This is a genomic window from Labrenzia sp. CP4, assembly GCF_001579905.1.
GTDB lineage: Bacteria > Pseudomonadota > Alphaproteobacteria > Rhizobiales > Stappiaceae > Roseibium > Roseibium algicola.
In genome coordinates this window covers 4077580-4099029 of the sequence record NZ_CP011927.1, presented here as the reverse complement: position 1 = coordinate 4099029, position 21450 = coordinate 4077580, and the positions used below count along the sequence as shown (strand labels likewise).

Here is a 21450-nt window from a genome sequence, read left to right as displayed (position 1 = left end):
GTGCGTTTGTTTTTGTCGCTATCCGGCAAGTTTTTGTGCAAGCAGATATCCGGGCCCTGCGCCGGTTCCCGCACCGGGCCAGACGGCCGCGCCGGTGTGGTAAAGGTTTCCAACCGGCGTCGTTCCGTCGGCAAAGCCGCGTACGGGCCTGAACATGAAATGCTGGGTCAGATGATGGCTTCCGCAGACCTGGTCTCCTCCGACCAGGTTGGGATTGTCCGCCTCCAGCAGGGCGGGCGATACGATATGGCGGCCGAGGATCTTGGCCCTCGTGCCGGGGGCATAACGTTCCAGAATATCGAGTGCGCGTTCGGCAAACGGCTCCGCCGCTTCGGTCCAGTCGGTGGCCGTGATCTTGCCGGCGGCATCACCCTTGATGGTGCCGGGTGCCATGCGGACCTGAAGCCAGAGAACATGCTTGCCCTCCGGTGCCCGGCTCGGGTCGACGACGGTTGGCTGACCGCAGACAATCACCGGTTCTTCCGGCAGAAGGCCGGCCTGGGCCTGTGCATAGGTTCGTGCCATCTGATCGAGGTCCGGAGCCATATGCACATAGGCGAATTTTTTAAGCTCTTCGCCTGCGGTCCAGTGGGGCAGGGCGTCCATGGCAAGATGAATCATCATCGTGCCCGGCGCATGTGCTGATTTCTTCAGGCCCAGGTCATACCGCGCGTTGCCGGTTTCGCCCGCAAGTTTCAGCAAGGCGGATGGAGCGACGTTGGCAATCACCGCCTTGCGGGCCATGATCTGCCGACCGTCCTTGAGCTCGATGCCTCGTGCCTGTCCATTCTCGACAATCACGCGCGTGACTTCTGCATTGCAGGTCACCGATCCGCCCGAAGCTTCGATCTGCGAGACCATGGCCTTGACGATCGTATCCGCGCCGCCCTGACCCAGGACCATGCCGAAAGCCTGATTGACCATGCCTTCCAGGTAGGGGAACAGCGCGCCGCCTGAAATGTCGGGTGCAAAATCCAGATGCATCCCCCAGGCAGCAAGAAGGGCACGCACCTTCGGCGATGTGAAGGTTGTGTTCAGCCAGTCGCGCGGCGAGGATAGCAGAAAGCGGGCAAGGTCCAGCACGCCGTCCGAACCGCTTTTTCGCCACTCCTTGAACAATATATATGCAAATGCACGTTTTTTTGCCGGACTGCCCAGAAGCGCGAACAAGGTCTCTGCGCGTCCCGAGAATTCCGACGTCAGCGCCCGCCAGACACGTGCGTCTTCCGGGCAGATCTTTTCGATTCGCGAAGCCGTCGTTTCCAGGTCATTGCTGACGCCAAGCCAGGTGCCGTCCGGAAAAACGGAAGAGAAACAATTGGATGCTGGCGCGAAAGCCAGCCCGTGGCTGCCCAGTTCCTCGGAGTATTGCTTGAAGAAGGCGGAACCTGCAAACAGGGAAAGGTTCATGGCCGCCCAGTCGTGGCGGTAGCCGGGTAGCGTGTACTCGCCCGATTTGACCGCCCCGCCAGGTTCCCCCGCGCGCTCGAAAACACCGACTTTCCAGCCTTGAGCTGCAAGATGAACAGCGCAGGCAAGGCTGTTATGCCCGCTGCCGATAATGACGCCGTCCAACACCTCGGTCACGATCAATCCCCTCCGTCGTTCGCAGAAGATAATTGCAAATACAAATAAATCTGTCTAGCATTGAATTGTGATAACGAGCCGACAGGCCACAGAGGTACAGAGGGAACGATTATGTCTGCAGAGAGCGCGCTCAGCGGGCTTGGAGCTAAACTCCTGTCCGGAGAAGTGGAAGTGGTGGATTGCACGGGCGTTCTGGGTCCGAATACGCCGATCCTGCAACTTCCGCCTGATTTTGCAAAGAATACGCCGAAGGTCGAGATCCACAAGATCAGTGAATATGACGCCGACGGTCCTTTCTTCGCCTGGAACTGGATGGTTCTGGGGGAGCACTCCGGAACGCATTTCGATGCGCCACATCACTGGATTACCGGGAAGGACTACAGCGACGGATTTACGGACACGCTGGATGTGCAGCGTCTGATTGCGCCGGTCAATGTGGTCGACTGTTCCAAGGAAAGCGCTGCTGATCCTGATTTTCTGCTGACAGCGGATTTGATCAAGGCCTGGGAAGCCGAGCACGGCGAGATCGGTGCAGGTGAGTGGGTCGTGATGCGCACCGACTGGGACAAACGCGCCGGCGATGAAGCCGCGTTCCTCAATGCCGACGAGGCGGGTCCGCACAGCCCCGGACCGACACCGGATGCCATTGAATATCTGCTGTCGAAGAAGATCGTAGGCTGGGGCAGCCAGTGCATCGGCACTGATGCCGGTCAGGCCGGTGGCATGGAGCCGCCGTTCCCGGCGCATAACCTGTTGCACAGGGACAATTGCTTCGGTCTCGCATCGCTTGCCAATCTCGACAAGCTGCCGGCGAAAGGGGCGATCCTGATTGCCGCTCCGCTGAAAATCGAACGCGGCACTGGTAGCCCCATCCGGGCACTGGCTCTGGTTCCGAAAGCCTGAGGCGTCTCGAAATGGCCGCTCCGCACGTAATCGTCGGCTCCGGTATAAATGCCCTCGTCGCGGCAGCAATGCTGTCGCGCAGAGGGGAGCCGGTTCTGCTTCTGGAACGCTCAGACGTCCTTGGCGGCTGTATGCGGACAGAGGACATCACGCTGCCCGGATTCCGGCACGATGTGATGGCGGCCACCTTCGTTCTTTTCATAACCTCACCTGCCTATGCGGAGTTGGCGGAAGATCTTGGCCGACATGGTCTTGAATTCTGCCACACGCCGCATCCGACCGCCGTTTTACGGCCGGGAGGGGAGGCGCTGAAGCTGACGATGGACCGCGCGGCCAACATTGCCGCATTCGAAGCCCTCGCGGCAGGCGACGGCAAGCAGCATGCGGCCGACGTCGGCGGTATCGAAGCCGATGCGGAGTTTCTGTTTGCCTTGCTGGGCAGCCCGCTCTGGTCCGGCAAGATGGCGCGCCTGATGCTCGCCCAAGCCTGGAAACGTGGCCTTGGCGGATTGAAGGCGTGGCTCGGTGCCTGCCTGCAGCCGGCTCGTGGCTGGCTGGAAGGGAGCTATCGGAGCGAAACCCTGCAGGCACTTTGGGCGCCCTGGGTCCTGCACACAGGCTTGACGCCGGAAAGTACCTATTCGGGTCAGATGGGTCGGGTGATTGCTTTTGCGCTGGAAGCTGCTGGCGCACCGGTGGCCAAGGGCGGCTCCGGCTCCGTGCCGGAGGCGTTCCGAAAATTGATTGAGGCCAAGGGTGGCAAGATCCGCACCGGTGTCGATGTCGAACGTGTCCTGGTGAAGGACGGCAAGGCGGTCGGCGTCGAAACGGCAAGCGGTGAAACCATCAAGGCGCGGTCGGTGATTGCCTCCGTCACGCCAACGCAGCTCTATCAGCGGCTTTTGAAACAGGAAGCACTCCCGGAAGCTACGCAGAAATACCGCTACGGCCGCGGCAATTTCCAGCTTCACTATGCGCTGGACGGTGACCCGGACTGGATCGTCGAAGGGCTTGAGGATGTTGCGCTGATCCATCTTGCGGACGGCATCGACAGTGTTTCCAAGTCCGCCAACGAGGCCGAGCGGGGCCTTCTGCCTGAAGTTCCCACGATATGTGTTGGCCAGCCGCATCGTCTGGATCCGTCACGGGCGCCGGAAGGGAAGGGGGTCCTGTGGCTTCAGATCCCTGACGCTCCGCGCAGGATCAAGGGCGACGCCGCGCGCAAGATAGAGACCGCTCCGGAATGGACCGAAGCAACCCGGGAGGCCTTTGCCGACCGGCTTGAAGAAATCCTTAAGCGGCATATCCGCAACTTCGATCAGATCAAGCTTGCACGGCGGGCTTATTCGCCAGCGGATCTGAACGACATCAATATCAATCTGGTCGGTGGAGATCCCTATGGCGGGGCCTGCAGCATCGATCAGTTTTTCATCTGGCGCCCCTTTGCTCATTCCGTTAATAGCGCCACCCAAATCCGGAACCTGCACATGATCGGCGCTTCGACCCATCCGGGGCCGGGGCTCGGTGGCGGGTCCGGCTACAATCTGGCGAAATGGATGGGTGCATGAGCAACGAGGATCGGACGGACGTCATCACGGAAGAAGCACGTGTGCAGCGGCTTGGCGAAATTGGGCTGGAGAATTTCCCGCCCTATCTGATGAACCGTATCATGGGCCGCTACAACGCGGCGCTGCGTGACGAAATGGCCAATCTGGGCCTGACGACGCCGAAGATGCGTACGCTTGCCGTCTTGTCCGTGATCGACGGCCTGCTGATCCGCGAACTTGCCATTTATGCGGTCGTCGAAGTGTCGACGCTCAGCCGGGCGTTGGACGCACTGGAACGGGACGGGCTTGTCCGGCGCGTTGCCGACAAGGACGACAGCCGTGCCGTCCGCATTCATCTGACGCCCAAGGGGCGCGACACGCATGAGCAGCTCTGGCCGCATCTGGCTGGTGCATACCGGCAGATGTTCAAGGGCATCAGCGACGCGGACCAGCGGGCCTTCGTCGCCACGCTGCAGGCAATTTTGAAGAACGTGCGCAAGCACCCGATATGAGTTGATCGCGTAAGGAGGGGCCGATGGCCGAAAGGTCGTTCAAGGCTGAGGTAGAGCATCTTCGCAAGGGAACAGGAGACACCTTCACGGGTGAGGGTATTCTGGCCATCACCAAGGCACTCCTGGAAAACGGTGTCGGCTATGTCGGCGGCTATCAGGGGGCGCCGATCTCCCATCTGATGGATGTGCTGGCCGATGCGGAGGATCTTCTCGGCGAACTCGGCATCCGTTTCGAGGCCAATGCCTCGGAAGCTGCTGCCGCCGCCATGCTGGCTGCCTCCGTGCATTATCCCATTCGTGGTGCCGTCACCTTCAAGGGCTCTGTCGGCGTCAATGTCGCATCCGATGCACTCGCCAACCTGGCCTCGTCCGGCGTCAACGGCGGTGCGCTTGTCATCGTCGGCGAGGATTACGGCGAAGGCAGCTCCATCATGCAGGAGCGTTCCTACGCCTTTGCCATGAAATCCCAGTTCTGGCTGCTCGACCCGCGCCCGAACCTGGCATCCATCGTCAAATCCGTTGGCGACGGCTTTGCCCTGTCGGAAGCCAGCAATTCGCCGGTCATGCTGATGGTGCGCATCCGCTCCTGCCATGTCACTGGCCGGTTCGAAACCCGGGACAACGTTCCGCCGCCGCTGTCCGTGCGCGACGCGCTCTCCAGTCCGATGCGCGATTTCAAGCGCGTTGTCCTGCCGCCGATGTCCTATGCGCATGAGCATGACAAGATCGACAACCGCTGGCCTGCTGCTGAAAAGTTCATTCTGGAAAATCGTTTGAACGAGCATTTCGGCCCGGAAGAGGGCAAGGTAGGGATCGTCTGTCTCGGCGGCATCTACAACAGTGTCATCCGGGCGCTGCAACGCTTAGGACTTGCCGATATCAGCGGGAACACATCCATCCCGCTTCATGTGCTCAACGTCACCTATCCTCTGGTGAAATCCGAACTGCTTGAATTCTGCGCCGGCAAGGAAGCCGTGCTGATGGTCGAGGAAGGCCAGCCGGAGTTTATCGAGCAGCAGCTCGGGGCGATGCTCTACAAGGAAGGCCGGACGACGAAGCTGGAAGGCAAGGGTATTTTCCCGCGTGCGGGTGAATACACCGGCCAGATCATGCTCGACGGTCTGGATACCTTCGTTCGCCAGTACGCGCCCGAGCTTCTGCCGGGCAAGGTGCTGGCACCAAACGCGCCCAAGCCGGAACTGCCGGATCTTTCCAAGACCGTGCCGATCCGTCCGCCGGGCTTTTGTACCGGGTGTCCGGAACGTCCGATCTTTGCCTCGTTGAAGATGGTGGAGCAGGAAGTCGGCCAGCATCAGATCACCGGTGATATCGGCTGCCATTTGTTTGCCTGCCTGCCGCCCTTCGAAATTGGCGGCTCCACCATGGGCTACGGCCTCGGGCCGGCCTCCAACGCGGCCTTTGACGGCGGCGGCGAGAGGCGAGCAATTTCGATCATCGGCGATGGCGGCTTCTGGCATAACGGCCTCAGCACTTCCATCGGCAACATGGTGTTCAACAAGTCCGACAGCGTCGCGATCATCGTCGACAACTATTATTCGGCGGCAACCGGGGGGCAGGACATTCCCTCCAGCCGGGCGAAGAACAAGACCAAGTCGACAAACAACCCTATCACCAAGGCGTTGCAAGGAGCGGGGGTCAAGTGGATCCGGCAGATCGACCGGACCTATGATGTCACCCGGATGCGCGAAACCATTCGCGAGGCACTGACCACCGACTATGATGGTCCGAAGGTGATCGTCGCGTCCTCCGAATGCATGCTCAACCGCCAGCGCCGGGAAAAGCCCCAGCGCAACAAGGCGATTGCAGGCGGCGAGCGGGTCGAGGTGCCGCGGTTCGGCGTCGATCAGGACGTCTGCACTGGCGATCACGCCTGCATCCGTCTGTCCGGGTGTCCGTCGCTTTCGCTGAAGAAACTGGATGACCCGCTGCGGGATGATCCTGTCGCACATATCGACCAGTCCTGCGTGGGCTGCGGCAACTGCGGCGAAGTCGCCGACGCCGCCATACTGTGTCCGTCCTTCTATGAAGCGAAAGTGGTTCACAACCCGACAGGCTTTGAAGCCTGGTATGCGGGGCTTCGCACAAGGATCATTTCCTGGCTGCAGACACGACGGGCCGGCTCCCGTCTGACCTTTACCGGGGAGGGCGTGTGATGTCGCTTTCATTGCCACTGGAAGCCAGACCGGCAGATCCAGCGCTCGAAGGGATCATCAAACTCGCCATCCTGGCCGTTGGCGGCCAGGGCGGTGGCGTTCTGACCAACTGGATCGAGGGCCTGGCCAGGTCACAAGGCTATCATTGCCAGGCAACGAGCGTGGCCGGTGTCGCCCAGAGAACTGGTGCGACCATCTACTATATGGAGATGGCGCCGGGCGATGTCGCGGCCCCCGTCTTTTCGCTCGCGCCATCTGCTGGCGATGTCGACATTATCATTGCCGCGGAAATGATGGAGGCCGGGCGTGCGATCATTCGCGGTTTCGTGACCCCCGATCGCACCACGCTGATCGCTTCGACCCACCGCATGCTTGCTGTCTCCGAAAAAACCGTGCCGGGCGACGGCATGGCGTCCTCGGAGGAGGTAAGAGCGGCAGCAGAACTGGCAGCACAGAAGCTTGTTCTGGCTGATATGGATACGGCTGCCCTGAAAGTCGGATCCGTGATTTCCGCTTCGCTTTTTGGCGCACTGGCTGGCTCCGGCGCTTTGCCCTTCGAACGGGCGGCTTTTGAAGAGGCCATTCGCGCTGGCGGCAAGGGCGTTGAGGCAAGCCTCAGGGCTTTCGCCACAGGTTACGATCTGGCGAAAAATGGCGAAGAGCCGAAGGTTGAAGCCGCAAAACCGGCCAGGCAGGAAATTGTCAGACCGGCCGGGCCGGATATGGCGCAGAAGGCCTGGGCATCTCTGGAAGCAAAGGTCGCGGCTCTGCCGGAGCCTGTTCGCGAGATGGCACGGGCGGGGCTGCAGAAAGTCGTCGATTTCCAGGATACCGACTATGGGGCGGAGTATCTCGGCAGGCTGGAAAGTCTCGTCAGCCGGGATAGCGCGGAGAAGGATTACGAGCTCTCCCGCGAGGCTGCCAAGTACATCGCCAATGCGATGGCCTATGACGATGTCATTCGGGTTGCTGACCTGAAAACGCGGTCGCAGCGTTTCGACCGGATTGAAACGGAAATGCAGGTGAAGGACGGCAAGCTGATGCACCTGACCGACTATCTTCACCCGCGTGCGGAAGAAATCGTAGGTTTGCTGCCGGAAAAGATGGGCCGGAAGATGGAGAACGATCCGGTCTGGATGAACCGCATCGACCGCTGGTTCAACCGTGGCCGCCGCATCCGCACCGATAGCCTGCGCGGCTTTGCAATGCTCTATTTCCTCGGTGGTTTGCGCGGCTGGCGCCGCAAGACCTTGCGCCACCGGATGGAGCAGGATCATCTGGAAAGCTGGCTGAAGATGGTCTCCGGTTACCTGCCGGACCGCTATGCCATGGCCGTGGAAACCCTGCGCTGCCGCAGGCTTATCAAGGGCTATTCCGACACCCATGCACGCGGCCTGTCGAAATTCGACAAGGTTCTGGCCGGGGCAAGAATGGTGGAAAACCGGAACGATGGTCCTGAATGGGTTGCCCGCCTGCGTGAAGCTGCCCTCAAGGATGAAAAGGGCACGGATCTCGACGGGGCGCTGAAGACGGTTGAGAGCTTCGTTTGAGGGAAGGGTGTCCCGGAACTCAATGACGGGACATACCCCTCGATTATCCCCCTGGCGAGCATAGCGGGACCCGGGGGGCTGCCCATTTCCAGAGTATCCGGGTTTCAAGGCAAGTCTTCGCCTCGTTCCTGGCGAAGCGAGCAGTCGAGTGCGGCCCGGATTTGCGTCGGCGTTTGCCGAGTTTGCAGCCCATCCTTCGAGACAGCGCTCCGCGCTTCCTCAGGATGAGGTTGGAGCAAGTTTGCGATTCAGAGAGGCAACTTTCCGGGCGGCTACACTCACACCCTCATCCTGAGGAGGTCGTCAGGCCGTCTCGAAGGATGGGCCGCTTGTGCTGGCTCCGGCGAAACGGCCTCCCGGCTCATCCTGCCAGTGCCGTCCCCAGTTCCACCACGACTTCGCGTGTGGCGTCTTCGCTCGTCTGGATGCCGGGGGAGAGCCGGAGGGTTGCGCCGCGGGTATCTGCGGAAAATCCGGCAACACGCAGATGGGTCAGCACCTGCACGGCTTGTTCTGGCGAAGCAAGTCCGAACATGAGACTGCCGCCACGATCTTCTTCTGATCTCGGTGTGAGCAGCTTCAGGCCAAGGTCATCCGCGCCATCGATCAGGATGCCGCAAAGGTGCCGGTTGCTGCGCAGGATGGACTCCCTGTCGGCGCTGGCATGCCACTTCAGGGCGGGCACAGAGGCGGCCGCAGGCATGATCGACGGGGTGCCGTTGTCGAAGCGACGGATGTCAGAGGCATATTCGAAGGCGTCGATATCCCAGTTGAAAGGGTTGTCCTGGCTGAACCAGCCGCACAGCTCCGGCCTGCAATCCCGGATCAGGTCCGGGTGGACATACAAGATGCCGGCTCCTGGCGTACCACACATCCATTTGAGACTGGTCGAAACCACAAAATCCACGTTCGGCGCCTCAACCGAATAGGGCAGGAGTCCTGCGGCCTGGGTGATGTCCACGCCAATGATGCTGCCCATCGCGCGGCCATGGTCAACGAGGTTTTCCAGATCCGAGCGTCTTGAGGTTGTGGAGCTGACCCAGGTGATCAGGCAGAGCGCGACATCGCGGTCCCACTCGGCGATCATGTCTTCGTCAGCAACGAAATTTGCGCCCTGACGGGCCCGCACGGTTACCAGCTCGAAGCCGAGCCGTTCCTGCAGGCGGGTGAGAAGAAAGTGGTTGGAAGGGAAACAGTCTGCGGCCACCAGCACCTTGCGGCCACGCAGCAGGCCGTCCGGCAGCGCCCGCATGACCATGTCGACGCCCTGGGTCACGTTCTCGCAGGTCGTAGCGGACCCGGCGGGTGCATCGATGATCGCGCGCCAGTAATCGATGAACTCTCCGCGCTTGCCGAGCAGATAGGGCCACTGCTGATCGTTCGGAGCACTCCAGACGGCAGCCAGCTCCGCCATCGCGGCGCTCAATCCGGCTTCCTTGCCGGGATACTGGCCGATGGAATGATAGAGGAAGTAGCCGTCTTCCCTGGTCGTCATGCGGTCCCCCGAAATGTCATTTCCTTCGGTCAATCAGGGTGCTGAAACAGATCCGTTTCCGTCTCAAACACGCTATTGACCGTCACTGGAATATTCGTATACAGTTTTTGAGATAGTTCAAGCTTAAAGGACTTTTCAAATGCCTGAAAATGGGTTGAATAGGCTGAGTGTCTGTTTAGGCTTGAATTGTTCTGTATACGAATTTGCCGTGGTGACGAGGTTCGTGACAAGGGAGGCTTGCCGGTGACAGCAGGAAAATCAACCGCCTCCACTTCGGGTGCACAAAGCACCAGCGGACAGATCCACGACCTGCTCATGGGGCGCATCCAGCGCGGGGAACTTGGTCAGGATATCCGCCTTGTCGACACCGCTGTGGCGGCCGAATTCGGCGTTTCCCGCATGCCGGCTCGTGATGCCCTGATGCGTCTTGCCCATGAAGGCTATCTGGAACCGACAACGCGAGGCTTTGTGCTTCCGCGTCTTGACCACCGGGAAATTCTGGAAATTTTCGATCTGCGACGTCTTCTTGAGCCGCGGGCAGCCGCCATGGCAGCGCTCAGCCTGTCGGAAGACGAGTTGCAGGGACTGGACGACATCCTCAAGGATGCGGGTTCGGCTATGGCGGCGGGGGATACCGAGCATTTGCATCGGGCCTGCGAGATTTTCCGCAACAGCTGGATTGCCGCCGTGCCGAATGTTTCGTTGCGCAAGGCGCTGCAGCGCTACATGACCCAAGTGCAGGCCGTTCGCCTGATGACCTTCGCCCATCAGGCGAACCATCCGTTGATCGTTGCCGGTAACACCCAGCTTTACCAGGCTTTCTGCCGCCGGGACGCGGTTGCCGCAAGCGACCGGATCCTGCGGTTCGTTTTTGAAGGGGAGGCGGCCTACCTCGCAGCACATGAGGATGCCGGCAATCAGAACACAACATCCTCTGCACAGGCAGGCTGAAGCGGGGGTAAAGGGAGCGATGGACAGGACATGACGGAAACCCGCGCGGAAGTCAGACTACCGACCCAGGACCTTGCCAAGGACCTGCCGTTCTTCACCAAGAAGCTGAACATGCGGCTGGACATGATCTATCCGGCCGACAGCCCGGAAATTGCGGTGTTCTCCGGTCACGGCTTGCGCGTGCGGGTGGAAAAGGGTGCAAGCGAAGCACCCGGCACGCTGCGAATTCTGACGGAAAATCCGGATGAATTTGCAGATGGCGAGCGCCTGCTGGTCTCCCCGAGCGGGACACGTGTCGAAATCGATGAACTCAATCCACCGCTGGTTATGCCTGAAACCGAGCACGCCTTCGTGGTGCGCCGTCTGGCAGACCAGGCCCCATGGGTGATCGGCCGGGCAGGTATGTCCTATCGGGATCTTGTGCCGACACGGCTCGGCGGCGCCATGATCGCCTCGCATATCCGGGTTCCGGACGGACCGGTTCCGGACATGGTTCACTTCCACAAGGTCGGGTTTCAGCTGATCTTTTGTGTCCACGGCTGGGTCGACGTTCTTTATGAAGATCAGGGCGGCATGCGCCGTCTGAGGGCTGGTGACTGTTTCATCCAGCCGCCGGAAATCCGTCACCGCGTAATGCACGCAGCCGAAGGGATCGAGGTGATCGAGATCGGCGTCCCAGCCGAGCACATTACCGAGATCGACCACGAGATGACCCTGCCGACGCCCCATGAGCGGCCGGATCGGGAGTGGCAAGGACAGAAATTCGTGCACAGCCTGGCACAGGACGGCGTTTTTGAACCGTTCCGCATTCCGGGTTTTGAGGCACGCGACACTACCATCTGTGACAACACCCGAGGCGTGGCATCTGTTATGGTGGCTCGTCCGGTCGGGGAGGCCTCTCCCTGGACGCGTCATGACTGCGATATTCTATTCAACTTTGTGCTGGCAGGCGAAATGACCCTGGAGGGCGAAGGCAAAGATCCTTACCGCCTGTCTGCCGGAGACGCCTTCGTGATCCCGCCGAACATGGCGACGCGATACGCGGAAGCAACTGCCGACCTGGAACTGCTGGAAGTCAGCCTGCCGGGCCGGTTCGAAACGGAGGTCCTGCGCGACTGAAAAGACAAAGCCTGTCGAGGAGGAAAGAACAGGCTGTGCAGGAGTTCAAGGTCAAGCCATGAGGGGATGACAGCATGAGAAAATTGATGACATTTGTGGCCGCAGCAGCGTTGCTGGGCACGGGGACCGCCGCACTGGCGGACGACACCAAGATCGGTATCCTGATGGACATCACGGGTCCGATCGCCAATTTCATTCCGCCGCTTCAAAATGCAGCCGATCTCGCGGTCAAGCAGGTGAACGAGCAGGGCGGTTTGTTGGGTGGCACGGCAGTTGCCGTCTACGGTGACACCACCGGCACCGCCCAGGGCGCGGTCGACGCTGCCCAGAAGCTGGTGAACGTGGAAAACGTGCCGATCATCATGGGTTCGCTCATGTCTGGCACCACCATTGCCGCTGCCGAAGCCGCAATCATTCCGGCGGGCGTGCCGCAGATCTCGCCGACCGCGACCTCTCCGGCCATGACCTTCCTGGAAGACAACGGCCTGGTGTTCCGCATTGTGCCTTCAGACAACTATCAGGGTGAGATTCTCGCCAAGATGGTGATGGACGAAGGCATCAAGAAAGTCGCGCTCACCTTCGTCAACAATGACTATGGCGTCGGTATCGGGGAAACATTCATCGACGCCTACACTGAAGCCGGCGGTGAAATCGTCGCCGAGGCGAAGCACGAAGAAAAGAAGGATTCCTACCGTTCGGAACTTGCAAGCCTGGCCAAGGGTGATGCCGAGGCGCTGGTTGTGATCGCCTATGCCGGCGACAGCGGCGGCAAGATCGTCCGTCAGGCCATTGAAGGTGGCCTCTTCACCAAATTCATCGGCACGGATGGCCTTCGTGACGAACTGCTGATCCAGAACGTTGGCGCAGATGCCCTGAAGACCTCGTTCTTCTCCTCACCGACGTCTCCGGCTGAAAACCCGGCCCAGCAGTCTCTGCATGATGCCTTCAACGCCGAATTTGGCGAAGGTGCCGACAAGGCTTTTGTCGACCAGACCTATGACGCAACTTTCCTGGCCCTGCTGGCTGTTGAAAAGGCCGGTTCGACTGACCGCGCAAAGATTGCCGAAGCCCTGAAGGAAGTCGCCATGGCTCCGGGCGAGAAAGTCGGCCCGGGCGAATGGGCAAAGGCGATTGCGCTGATCAAGGAAGGCAAGGACATCGACTATGACGGTGCCAGCGGCTCCGCGGAGTTCGATGAAAACGGCGATGTCGGTGGCTACATCGGCAAGTTCGTCGTGGACGGCGACGGCTACAAGCAAGTCGAAATCGTCGAATAAGCCGACAAGGCGACAGCGTGATTGAGCTGGACAAAATCTGCGTCGATTTTGGTGGTTTGCGGGCTATTGACCATGCAAGCTTCAAGATCGGCGCAGGCCGCATCACCGGCCTGATCGGGCCGAACGGTGCGGGAAAAACAACCGCCTTCAACGTCATTGCAGGTGCAATCCGGCCCAGTGCCGGCCGGGTGCTTCTGGACGGGAAGGACATAACTGCGCTCAAACCCCATCAACGGGCCAAGGCAGGCCTCGCACGCACCTTCCAGATACCTCACGAATTCGGGCATCTCTCGGTTCTCGAAAACCTGATGGCGTCTGCCTCGGCGCCGGAAGGCGAGAATGTCTTCAACGTGATCTTTCGCCGCGGCCACTACCAGGCCGAGGAACAGGAAATCTATGAGACTGCGCGGGACACTGTCCGCCTGCTTGAGCTGGACCATGTCATCGACGAGAAGGCAGGCAATCTTTCCGGTGGTCAGAAGAAGCTGGTCGAACTCGGTCGCGCTCTGATGCGCAACCCGAAGATCATCCTGCTGGACGAGATCGGTGCCGGCATCAACCGCACGCTTCTGTCCAAGCTGGCGGACAAGATCCTGATGCTGAACCGGGAACGGGGCCTGACCTTCTGTCTTATCGAGCATGACCTCGATTACGTTTCCAAGCTGTGCGACCACGTGCTGGTCATGGCGCAGGGCACGCTGCTGACAGAAGGTTCGGTCGAAGACGTGCGTAACGACGAACGTGTGATCGAGGCCTATTTCGGCGGCGGAAAATACGAGGCGCAGCTATGACCGAGCGACTTTCCGTCACAAACGTCAGCGCCGGCTATGGCGGTCCGCCCATCATCGAAGAGGTCTCACTGACTGTTGAGCCTGGCGAGATCGCGGTCATTCTCGGGCCGAACGGCGCCGGCAAGTCGACCTTGCTCAAAACCATCTTCGCACTGACCACCGTCTCCGCCGGTTCGATCAAACTTGGCGCGAAGGAACTGGCGGGCTGCAAGACGTCCGCTCTTGTTCCGCTCGGTGTTTCGGCAGTGCCCCAGACGAAAAACGTCTTTGCGACCATGTCCGTAGACGAGAACCTTGATGTCGGAACCTATGCAGCTCCACCAAAGGATAAAGCGGCGACGCGCGAACGTGTGCTCTCCCTGTTTCCCGACCTGCGGGACAAGCTGAAACAGCCTGCTGGCGAGCTTTCGGGTGGACAGCGGCAGATGGTAGCCATGGGCCGGGCCTTGATGAGCGACCCGAAGCTGGTGCTGCTGGACGAGCCGACAGCTGGTCTGTCGCCTGCCTATCTGGAGCGGATCTTCGACCTGCTTCTCGACATCCGAAAAACCGGGATCACGATATTAATGGTGGAACAGAATGCCCGCCAGGCTCTGCAGATTGCCGATCACGGCCATATCCTGGTGAACGGGCGAAACTATGCCAGCGGAACCGGCAAGGAGTTGCTGGCGGATGAAGACGTGCGTCGCCTCTTCCTCGGGGGAGCGGCTGCATGATCGAGTTCGTGAATTTCTATCTGTTCCCGGCGCTGGCTATCGGCAGCATCTACGCGCTTGGCGCTGTCGGGATTTCCATGATCTTCGGCATCCTGCGCTTTGCCCATTTTGCGCACGGCGATCTGATGACCCTGGGCACTTACGGTGTGCTGGCCATGGCTGCCATCGTCCCGGTCAATCCGCTTCTGCTGATCCCCTTCGGCATGGCACTCACGATTGTCTCGGCGCTGCTGGTCGACCGCTATTTCTACAAGCCACTGCGCGAGCTGCCGACCATTTACACGGTGATCTCGTCCTTCGGCATTGCGCTGGTCTTCCGTTCGATCGTTCAGTTGGTCTGGGGTTCTCAAAACCAGGTGTTTTCGACAGGCGTTAAACCGCCGCTGGTCCTGTTCGATACCTTTCGGGTGTCAGTGCTGCATCTGCAGGCGGTGATCTCGACGGCGATCATTGCCGTGCTTCTGCACTACTTCCTGACCGTCACAAGAACCGGCCGGTCCATGCGGGCAGTCGCGGACGATCCGGAACTGGCCGAAGTTTCCGGTCTGGATACCGCCAAGGTCATTCGCTGGACGTGGATCATCGGCGCGGCTCTGGCGGCTATCGCCGGAACCTTTGCCGCCTTGAACACCAGTGCTCACCCCAATCTGGGCTGGAACCTGCTGATGCCTATGTTTGCCGCTGCCATTCTGGGTGGGATCGGCAAGCCGATGGGGGCCATGGCAGGTGGTTTCATCATCGGCCTGGCCGAGGAACTGTCCTCCTACCACTGGATCGGTGACGATGCGCTCATCTCCCCGTCCTACAAAACGGCGGTTGCCTTCGTCCTGATGATCGGCCTGCTCATCTTCCGGCCCCAGGGCCTCTTCAAGGGGAGGTTGCTCTGATGGAACTCACCGGTCTCTTCTTCTATGCGGTCAGTCTTCTGATCCTGGGCGGTATCTACGCAATCCTGTGCCTTGCCCTGAATGTACAATGGGGCATGGGCGGCCTCTTCAACGCCGGTATCGCCGGTTTCTACGGTGTTGGGGCCTATACCTCGGCGATCCTGACAACCGCGGCCTCGTCCAAGCATCTCGGAGGCTTTGGCCTGCCTGTGCCGATTGGCTTGATCGGGGCTGCGATACTCGCCGGGCTTGCCGGCTGGGCGGTGGCCAAGATCTGCGTACGTCTCAAGAGCGACTATCTGGCGATGGCCTCCATCGGGATCGCCGAGATCCTGCGGCTCGTTATCGTCAACGAAAGCTGGCTCACCAACGGCAGTCTGGGCCTGTCCCGCATTCCAAGGCCTTTGGCGGACCTCACCACCGGGCGCATGGGGGACATCGTGTTTCTCGGCTTTGTCTGGTTCGTGGTGCTGCTGGTCTATCTGGCAGCCTCGCGCCTGCACGACAGCCCGTGGGGGCGCAGCCTGCGTGCGATCCGCGACAACGAGGCTTCTGCTGCGGCCGTCGGCAAGAACGTCGAGAAATTCAGGATCCAGACCTTCGTCATCGGCTGCGCCATCATGGGGATCGCTGGTGGCCTCTCAGCGCATTATTTCCGCTTCCTGTCGCCCACGGCCACCGATCCGCTGCTGGTGACTTTCCTTGTCTGGGTGATGCTGATGGCCGGTGGTTCCGGCAACAACAGGGGGGGCATCCTTGGCGCCTTGACCATCTGGACGCTTTGGTCCGTGACGGAAATCTTCACCAACCGCCTGCCGCCGGAATGGGCGACCCGCAGTTCGTTCATCCGCATGCTGCTGGTGGGTCTGCTTCTGCAGGTGGTGCTGCAGCGTTTCCGGTCCGGACTGTTGCCGGAGAAATCGCCGCCAGTGAAATTCCGGCAGGAATAGTAACGTTGCCGTGGGGTCAGGCGAGCGGTGGAAACACCGCCGTCTTCTTCACGGTGCCATAAACAAAACTGGTATCGATCGACGCAATGCCGCCGATCGGATGAATGCGGTTGCGGATGAAGGTCTCATAGGCTTCAAGATCCGACACCACCACGCGCAGCTGATAATCCATCGCGCCGGTCAGCACGTGGCATTCCAGAACCTCCTCGATGGTCTGCATCCGGCTTTCGAACCGGCGCACATCCTCCTCGTTGTGTCGCTCCAGCCGGATGCGGACGAAGACGGTGATCGGCAGGCCGTAGGCGGCAGCATCCACATCCACCGAAAACCCCTTGATTGCCCCGGAGGCTTCCAGGTTCCGGAGCCGGCGCAAGCAGGGCGAGGGCGACAGGTTGACCGCTTCCGCCAGGTCCTGGTTGGTCATGCGGCCATCCCGCTGCAGCGCACGGATGATCTGTCTGTCTTTCTTGTCCATTTGAAGCTCGATTGGCAGATTATGCTAATCTGAAGGCTAGCACTGACAGATTTTGAAATCTATCACCCTCATGTTTGGATCATATTGCTCAGGCTGAAATCAGGGAGACAGCCATGAGTGCCTACAAGGGTTTTGCCAGCCGTGCGATCCACCTCGCTTACAATCCGCTTGAAAACGAGGGATCTCTGACGCCACCGCTGCATCTGACCTCCACTTTCGTGTTCGAGACGGCGGAAGCCGGCGGCGAGATGTTCGCGGGCGAGCGGGCAGGGCATATCTACAGCCGCATTTCCAATCCGACGCTGGATCTTCTGGAACGCCGCATTGCGGATCTGGAAGGAGCGGAAGCCGGTCTCGCGCTTTCTTCCGGCATGGGCGCGATCACCGCGACCCTTTGGACGCTCGTGGCACCGGGGGACGAGATCATCGTCGACGAAACCCTTTACGGCTGCACCTTTGCCTATATGCGCCATGGCCTGACCAAGTTCGGCATCAAGATCACCCATGTGGACCTGACCGATCCGGAAAACCTGCGCAGCGTCATTTCCGACAAGACCCGGGTTGTCTATTTCGAGACCCCGGCCAACCCGAACATGCGCCTTGTCGACATCAGCCACGTTTCGGAAATCGCCCATGAGGCCGGCGCGACGGTAATCGTCGACAACACCTATGCCACGCCTTATCTCACCCGCCCGATCGAACTTGGCGCCGACCTCGTTCTGCATTCGGCCACCAAGTATCTGGGTGGTCATGGTGACGTTGTGGCCGGTCTGGTTGCCGGACGGGCCGACCAGATCCAGGAGATCCGCCTCGTGGGCATGAAGGACATGACCGGTGCGGTGATGGCTCCGTTCAGCGCCATGCTGATCCTGCGCGGTTTGAAGACGCTTGCCCTGCGCATGGACAGGCACTGTGCGTCCGCGCAGAAAGTCGCCGAATGGCTGCAAGACCATCCGGCGGTCTCAAAGGTCTACTTCCCGGGACTTGAAAGCTTCGAACAGCACGAACTGGCGAACAGGCAGATGAGCCAGCCGGGCGGCATGATTGCCTTTGAACTGAAGGGTGGTCTGGAAGCTGGTATTTCCATGATGAATGGCTTGAAGATGATCCAGCGGGCCGTATCCCTGGGCGATGCCGAGACGCTGATCCAGCATCCTGCGTCCATGACCCATTCCACCTACACCCCGGAAGAGCGCGCTGCCCACGGCATCAGCGACGGCCTCGTGCGCCTCTCCGTGGGCCTGGAAGACCTAGATGACATCCTGGAAGACTTGGCGCAGGCCATGCCGCAGGTGCCTGTTGCGGCGGCAGCCTGAACTCAGTCAACGCCCAAGTTTTTCCACGGATCTCCAGAGCCTCTCCTCTTCTCAACCTCATCCTGAGGAAGCGCGAAGCGCTGTCTCGAAGGATGGGCCCCACATTCCGGAGCAAGTGGCCCATCCTTCGAGACGGGCCGTTGGCCCTCCTCAGGATGAGGGAGCGGTGGAAGTAAGAGCCGGGGAACGTGGCGGACAGCCCAAATCAGGGCGTCCGTGCCACGCCGGATTTCACACGCCGCAGCGGAATGGAGCTTTCGATGTTGGCGACACCGGGCACCTTGGTGAGCTTTCCGGTCAGGAAGGTTTCGAAGGCGGCGAGCCCGGTGGTTGCCACGCGCAGGAGATAGTCCCGGTTGCCGGTCATCAGCCAGCAGTCGACGACTTCCGGAAACGCCTGAATGGCGGCTTCGAACTGGTCCAGGGTGACGTCGATCTGCTTGTCGAGCTGAACGGACACGAAGACCGAAACCTCGTAGCCGAGCTTCACCTCGTCGATCAGCGCGCAATATCCTGTCACGATGCCGCGGTCTTCCAGGTGCCTCAGGCGGCGGGCTGCCGGTGTCGCACTCAGGCCGATGCGTTCGGAAAGATCCTGAATTGAAATTCTGCCGTTCTGGCGCAGCTCCCGCAGGATCTGGATATCAAATGTGTCGAGCGTGTCGGAAATCGCCAAGGAAGGCCTCATTCTTGGTGAAACTCTCCAAGACTTAGCCGAAAAGATTAGGAAATAGCAAGAAACCGGTTCTTGCCCGAAGCTAGAGTAACGGCAAGTACGCACTTAACGGGAACGCCTCCATGAGCACCGAACACCTGAAGACCATCGAACAGCGCCTGTTGTGGCTGTCGCACTGGATGATCCATCACGCCAACCACGTGCGTCCGAAGGTGGATGGCATCAAGATCGGCGGGCATCAGGCAAGTTCGGCTTCCATGGTATCGATCATGACAGCGCTCTACTTCTCTGTTCTCCGGCCGGAAGATCGGGTGGCGGTCAAGCCGCATGCCTCGCCGATCTTCCATGCGATCCAGTACCTGATGGGCAATCAGACGCGCGAAAAGATGGAAAACTTTCGCGGTTACGGAGGTGTTCAGTCCTATCCTTCGCGTACCAAGGACATCGATGATGTCGATTTCTCCACCGGTTCGGTTGGGCTCGGTGTCGCGATTACCTCCTTCGCGTCGCTGGTACAGGACTATATCGCGGCCAAGAGCTGGTCGGGCGACAAGCCGCTCGGCCGCATGATCGCTCTGGTCGGCGATGCTGAACTCGACGAAGGCAATGTGTATGAAGCCCTTCAGGAGGGCTGGAAGAACGATCTCAGAAACTGCTGGTGGATCATCGATTATAACCGCCAGTCGCTCGACGGGATCGTTCGTGAGGGGCTCTTTGACCGGGTCGAGAAAATCTTCGATGCCTTCGGCTGGCAGGTGGTCCGGGTCAAATACGGGGTCTTGCAGCGCGCGGCCTTTGCCGAACCGGGCGGCGACAAGCTGCGCCAGTGGATCGACGATTGCTCCAACCAGGATTATTCCGCGCTGACTTTCATGGGGGGAGCCGTCTGGCGCAAACGCCTGATGGACGACCTTGGCGATCAGGGCGATGTCACCGCGCTGATCGACCGCCGCTCGGATGATGAATTGGCGGATCTCATGGAAAATCTCGGCGGCAATTGCACCGAGACCATGGCGGAAGCCTTCGCCGCCATCGATCATGACAAGCCGACCTGCTTCCTTGCCTATACCATCAAGGGGTGGGGCACGCCGATTGCCGGCCACAAGGACAATCACGGCGGCCTGATGAACAAGACCCAGATGGCCGAGTGGCAGAAACACATGGGCGTTGCGGAAGGCGAGGAATGGGAGCCCTTCGCGACAGTGCCGGATGTTGGAGCGCTGAAGGCGTTTCTGGATCAGGTGCCGTTCTTTGCCAAAGGCACCCGCCGTTTCTCTGACGACAAGATCGCCGTACCTGCCATCGAGCTTGCCTCCGACCGGGATATTTCCACCCAGATGGCCTTCGGCAAGGTGCTGGATGATCTCTCCAAGGGCGACAGCAAACTGGCCGAGCGTATCGTTACGACCTCACCGGATGTCACTGGCACCACCAACCTTGGTCCCTGGGTCAACCGGCGCAAGCTTTTCGCCCGCAAGGCCATGGCGGATGCCTTCATCGAGCACAGGATTCCCTCGACTGCGAAGTGGGAATTCACGCCGGAAGGCCAGCATATCGAACTCGGCATCGCGGAGATGAACTTGTTCCTGCTGTTGGGCGCTGCCGGTCTTTCCCATTCGCTCTTCGGCGAAAGGTTGATCCCCATCGGCACAGTCTATGATCCCTTTGTCTGCCGGGGGCTCGATGCGCTCAACTATGCCTGCTATCAGGATGCCCGCTTCATGATTGTCGGTACGCCATCCGGTGTGACCCTGTCGCCGGAAGGCGGTGCGCACCAGTCCATCGGCACACCGTTGATCGGCATGAGCCAGGACGGACTGGCCGCTTTCGAACCCGCCTTTGCCGACGAACTGGCCGTGATCATGGAATGGGCCTTCGATTACCTGCAACGCGACGGCGAGGGCGATCCGGACGAACGCACCTGGCTGCGCGACGAGACCGGTGGCTCCGTCTATCTGCGCCTGTCGACCAACCCGATCGAACAGCCGGTCAAACGGGCTGACGATGCCTTCCGCCAGGGCGCCATTGACGGTGCCTACTGGCTTCGCAAACCCGGCCCCAACTGCGAAGTTGTGATCGCCTATCAGGGCGTCGTTGCGCCCGAAGCCATCAAGGCGGCGGGAGAACTCGCCGGTAACCGAAGGGATGTCGGCGTTCTTGCCGTCACGTCCGCCGACCGCCTCAACGCGGGCTGGACGGCGGCGCAAAGAGCAAGGTCTCGTGGCAACGCGGCCGCCAGGTCCCATATCGAGCAACTGCTGGGCGATCTGCCCGGTCATTGCAAACTGATCACCGTGATTGACGGCCACCCGGCAACGCTCGCCTGGCTTGGCGGTGTTGCCGGCCACCAGACCATCCCGCTCGGTGTAGAACATTTCGGCCAGACCGGTACGATTGGCGATCTCTACCACCATTTCGGTATCGACGCCGCGTCGATCATCGAGAAGGTGAATGGATTGACGCCGGGGCGGCGAGTCTAAGTGCGCCTGAAGCTAAAGGCAGGGGCTGGATGGCACGTGATGTC

Annotated in this window: 18 protein-coding genes; 14 read left to right on the top strand and 4 right to left on the bottom strand. The window is 60.3% G+C overall.

The genetic code is table 11. The annotated features are described in order from the left end of the window. Positions 1-18: 18 nt before the first annotated feature. Positions 19-1578 (bottom strand): NAD(P)/FAD-dependent oxidoreductase, encoded by a 1560-nt coding sequence (locus tag ACP90_RS18830; protein ID WP_062491767.1) that lies wholly within the window; start codon positions 1576-1578, stop codon positions 19-21. A 120-nt stretch (positions 1579-1698) separates the two neighbouring features. Here ACP90_RS18830 and ACP90_RS18825 point away from each other — a divergent pair, with 120 nt between their 5' ends. From ACP90_RS18825 to ACP90_RS18805, 5 genes are read left to right on the top strand one after another with little or no spacing between them, the layout of a single operon-like run. Continuing rightward, positions 1699-2490: a cyclase family protein gene (locus tag ACP90_RS18825; protein WP_062489308.1), complete on the top strand. Its 792-nt coding sequence runs from the start codon at positions 1699-1701 to the stop codon at positions 2488-2490. A gap of 11 nt (positions 2491-2501) precedes the next feature. After that, on the top strand, positions 2502-4058 hold the full coding sequence (locus ACP90_RS18820) for an NAD(P)/FAD-dependent oxidoreductase (protein WP_062489306.1): 1557 nt from the start codon (positions 2502-2504) through the stop codon (positions 4056-4058). Next, a complete protein-coding gene (locus tag ACP90_RS18815; RefSeq protein ID WP_022997707.1) occupies positions 4055-4549 on the top strand; it encodes a MarR family transcriptional regulator in 495 nt (164 codons plus the stop codon). The genes ACP90_RS18820 and ACP90_RS18815 overlap by 4 nt, the downstream gene beginning before the upstream one ends. Positions 4550-4572: 23 nt before the next feature. Beyond that, positions 4573-6723 (top strand): indolepyruvate ferredoxin oxidoreductase subunit alpha, encoded by a 2151-nt coding sequence (locus ACP90_RS18810; RefSeq protein ID WP_062489304.1) that lies wholly within the window; start codon positions 4573-4575, stop codon positions 6721-6723. Further along, positions 6723-8273 (top strand): indolepyruvate oxidoreductase subunit beta family protein, encoded by a 1551-nt coding sequence (locus ACP90_RS18805; RefSeq protein WP_062489302.1) that lies wholly within the window; start codon positions 6723-6725, stop codon positions 8271-8273. The genes ACP90_RS18810 and ACP90_RS18805 overlap by 1 nt, the downstream gene beginning before the upstream one ends. Before the next feature lie 361 nt (positions 8274-8634). Here the strand turns inward: ACP90_RS18805 and ACP90_RS18800 are convergent, their stop codons facing one another. After that, positions 8635-9768, bottom strand: coding sequence for an aminotransferase class V-fold PLP-dependent enzyme (locus ACP90_RS18800; protein ID WP_062491765.1), 1134 nt, complete (start codon positions 9766-9768; stop codon positions 8635-8637). Positions 9769-10011: 243 nt separating this feature from the next. Between ACP90_RS18800 and ACP90_RS18795 the strand changes: the two genes are divergently transcribed. The 7 genes from ACP90_RS18795 (at position 10012) to ACP90_RS18765 (ending at position 16459) form a co-directional block, all read left to right on the top strand. Further along, the gene (locus ACP90_RS18795) at positions 10012-10719 is read left to right on the top strand and encodes a GntR family transcriptional regulator (RefSeq protein WP_208993365.1); all 708 of its coding nucleotides are present in this window, start codon (positions 10012-10014) and stop codon (positions 10717-10719) included. Between the two features lie 30 nt (positions 10720-10749). Beyond that, complete coding sequence (locus tag ACP90_RS18790) at positions 10750-11838, top strand: cupin domain-containing protein (protein WP_022997702.1); 1089 nt, start codon at positions 10750-10752, stop codon at positions 11836-11838. 86 nt (positions 11839-11924) lie between these two features. Then, a complete protein-coding gene (locus ACP90_RS18785; RefSeq protein WP_062489298.1) occupies positions 11925-13115 on the top strand; it encodes an ABC transporter substrate-binding protein in 1191 nt (396 codons plus the stop codon). Between the two features lie 17 nt (positions 13116-13132). After that, positions 13133-13906 (top strand): ABC transporter ATP-binding protein, encoded by a 774-nt coding sequence (locus ACP90_RS18780; protein ID WP_022997700.1) that lies wholly within the window; start codon positions 13133-13135, stop codon positions 13904-13906. Continuing rightward, positions 13903-14622, top strand: a complete 720-nt coding sequence (locus ACP90_RS18775) for an ABC transporter ATP-binding protein (RefSeq protein ID WP_022997699.1) — start codon at positions 13903-13905, stop codon at positions 14620-14622. Before ACP90_RS18780 ends, ACP90_RS18775 begins: the two co-directional genes overlap by 4 nt. Then, positions 14619-15509: a branched-chain amino acid ABC transporter permease gene (locus ACP90_RS18770; protein ID WP_022997698.1), complete on the top strand. Its 891-nt coding sequence runs from the start codon at positions 14619-14621 to the stop codon at positions 15507-15509. The genes ACP90_RS18775 and ACP90_RS18770 overlap by 4 nt, the downstream gene beginning before the upstream one ends. Continuing rightward, the gene (locus ACP90_RS18765) at positions 15509-16459 is read left to right on the top strand and encodes a branched-chain amino acid ABC transporter permease (RefSeq protein ID WP_062489296.1); all 951 of its coding nucleotides are present in this window, start codon (positions 15509-15511) and stop codon (positions 16457-16459) included. Before ACP90_RS18770 ends, ACP90_RS18765 begins: the two co-directional genes overlap by 1 nt. A 16-nt stretch (positions 16460-16475) precedes the next feature. Here the strand turns inward: ACP90_RS18765 and ACP90_RS18760 are convergent, their stop codons facing one another. Next, positions 16476-16934, bottom strand: coding sequence for an Lrp/AsnC family transcriptional regulator (locus tag ACP90_RS18760; RefSeq protein ID WP_055659083.1), 459 nt, complete (start codon positions 16932-16934; stop codon positions 16476-16478). 113 nt (positions 16935-17047) lie between these two features. On the opposite strand from ACP90_RS18760, the gene ACP90_RS18755 reads away from it, so the two are divergent. Continuing rightward, a complete protein-coding gene (locus ACP90_RS18755; protein ID WP_062491763.1) occupies positions 17048-18250 on the top strand; it encodes a methionine gamma-lyase in 1203 nt (400 codons plus the stop codon). A 205-nt stretch (positions 18251-18455) separates the two neighbouring features. Here ACP90_RS18755 and ACP90_RS18750 read toward each other — a convergent pair whose 3' ends face one another. Continuing rightward, a complete protein-coding gene (locus ACP90_RS18750) occupies positions 18456-18938 on the bottom strand; it encodes an Lrp/AsnC family transcriptional regulator (protein WP_022997694.1) in 483 nt (160 codons plus the stop codon). A 110-nt stretch (positions 18939-19048) separates the two neighbouring features. Here ACP90_RS18750 and ACP90_RS18745 point away from each other — a divergent pair, with 110 nt between their 5' ends. Next, positions 19049-21406, top strand: a complete 2358-nt coding sequence (locus ACP90_RS18745; protein ID WP_062489294.1) for a 1-deoxy-D-xylulose-5-phosphate synthase N-terminal domain-containing protein — start codon at positions 19049-19051, stop codon at positions 21404-21406. The last annotated feature ends 44 nt before the right edge of the window (positions 21407-21450 follow it).

Coding starts and splice junctions, on each gene's coding strand:
- ACP90_RS18825 (WP_062489308.1), top strand. CDS start 1,699: ATGTCTGCAGAGAGCGCGCTCAGCGGGCTTGGAGCTAAACTCCTGTCC.
- ACP90_RS18820 (WP_062489306.1), top strand. CDS start 2,502: ATGGCCGCTCCGCACGTAATCGTCGGCTCCGGTATAAATGCCCTCGTC.
- ACP90_RS18815 (WP_022997707.1), top strand. CDS start 4,055: ATGAGCAACGAGGATCGGACGGACGTCATCACGGAAGAAGCACGTGTG.
- ACP90_RS18810 (WP_062489304.1), top strand. CDS start 4,573: ATGGCCGAAAGGTCGTTCAAGGCTGAGGTAGAGCATCTTCGCAAGGGA.
- ACP90_RS18805 (WP_062489302.1), top strand. CDS start 6,723: ATGTCGCTTTCATTGCCACTGGAAGCCAGACCGGCAGATCCAGCGCTC.
- ACP90_RS18800 (WP_062491765.1), bottom strand. CDS start 9,768: ATGACGACCAGGGAAGACGGCTACTTCCTCTATCATTCCATCGGCCAG.
- ACP90_RS18790 (WP_022997702.1), top strand. CDS start 10,750: ATGACGGAAACCCGCGCGGAAGTCAGACTACCGACCCAGGACCTTGCC.
- ACP90_RS18785 (WP_062489298.1), top strand. CDS start 11,925: ATGACATTTGTGGCCGCAGCAGCGTTGCTGGGCACGGGGACCGCCGCA.
- ACP90_RS18775 (WP_022997699.1), top strand. CDS start 13,903: ATGACCGAGCGACTTTCCGTCACAAACGTCAGCGCCGGCTATGGCGGT.
- ACP90_RS18770 (WP_022997698.1), top strand. CDS start 14,619: ATGATCGAGTTCGTGAATTTCTATCTGTTCCCGGCGCTGGCTATCGGC.
- ACP90_RS18765 (WP_062489296.1), top strand. CDS start 15,509: ATGGAACTCACCGGTCTCTTCTTCTATGCGGTCAGTCTTCTGATCCTG.
- ACP90_RS18760 (WP_055659083.1), bottom strand. CDS start 16,934: ATGGACAAGAAAGACAGACAGATCATCCGTGCGCTGCAGCGGGATGGC.
- ACP90_RS18755 (WP_062491763.1), top strand. CDS start 17,048: ATGAGTGCCTACAAGGGTTTTGCCAGCCGTGCGATCCACCTCGCTTAC.
- ACP90_RS18750 (WP_022997694.1), bottom strand. CDS start 18,938: ATGAGGCCTTCCTTGGCGATTTCCGACACGCTCGACACATTTGATATC.
- ACP90_RS18745 (WP_062489294.1), top strand. CDS start 19,049: ATGAGCACCGAACACCTGAAGACCATCGAACAGCGCCTGTTGTGGCTG.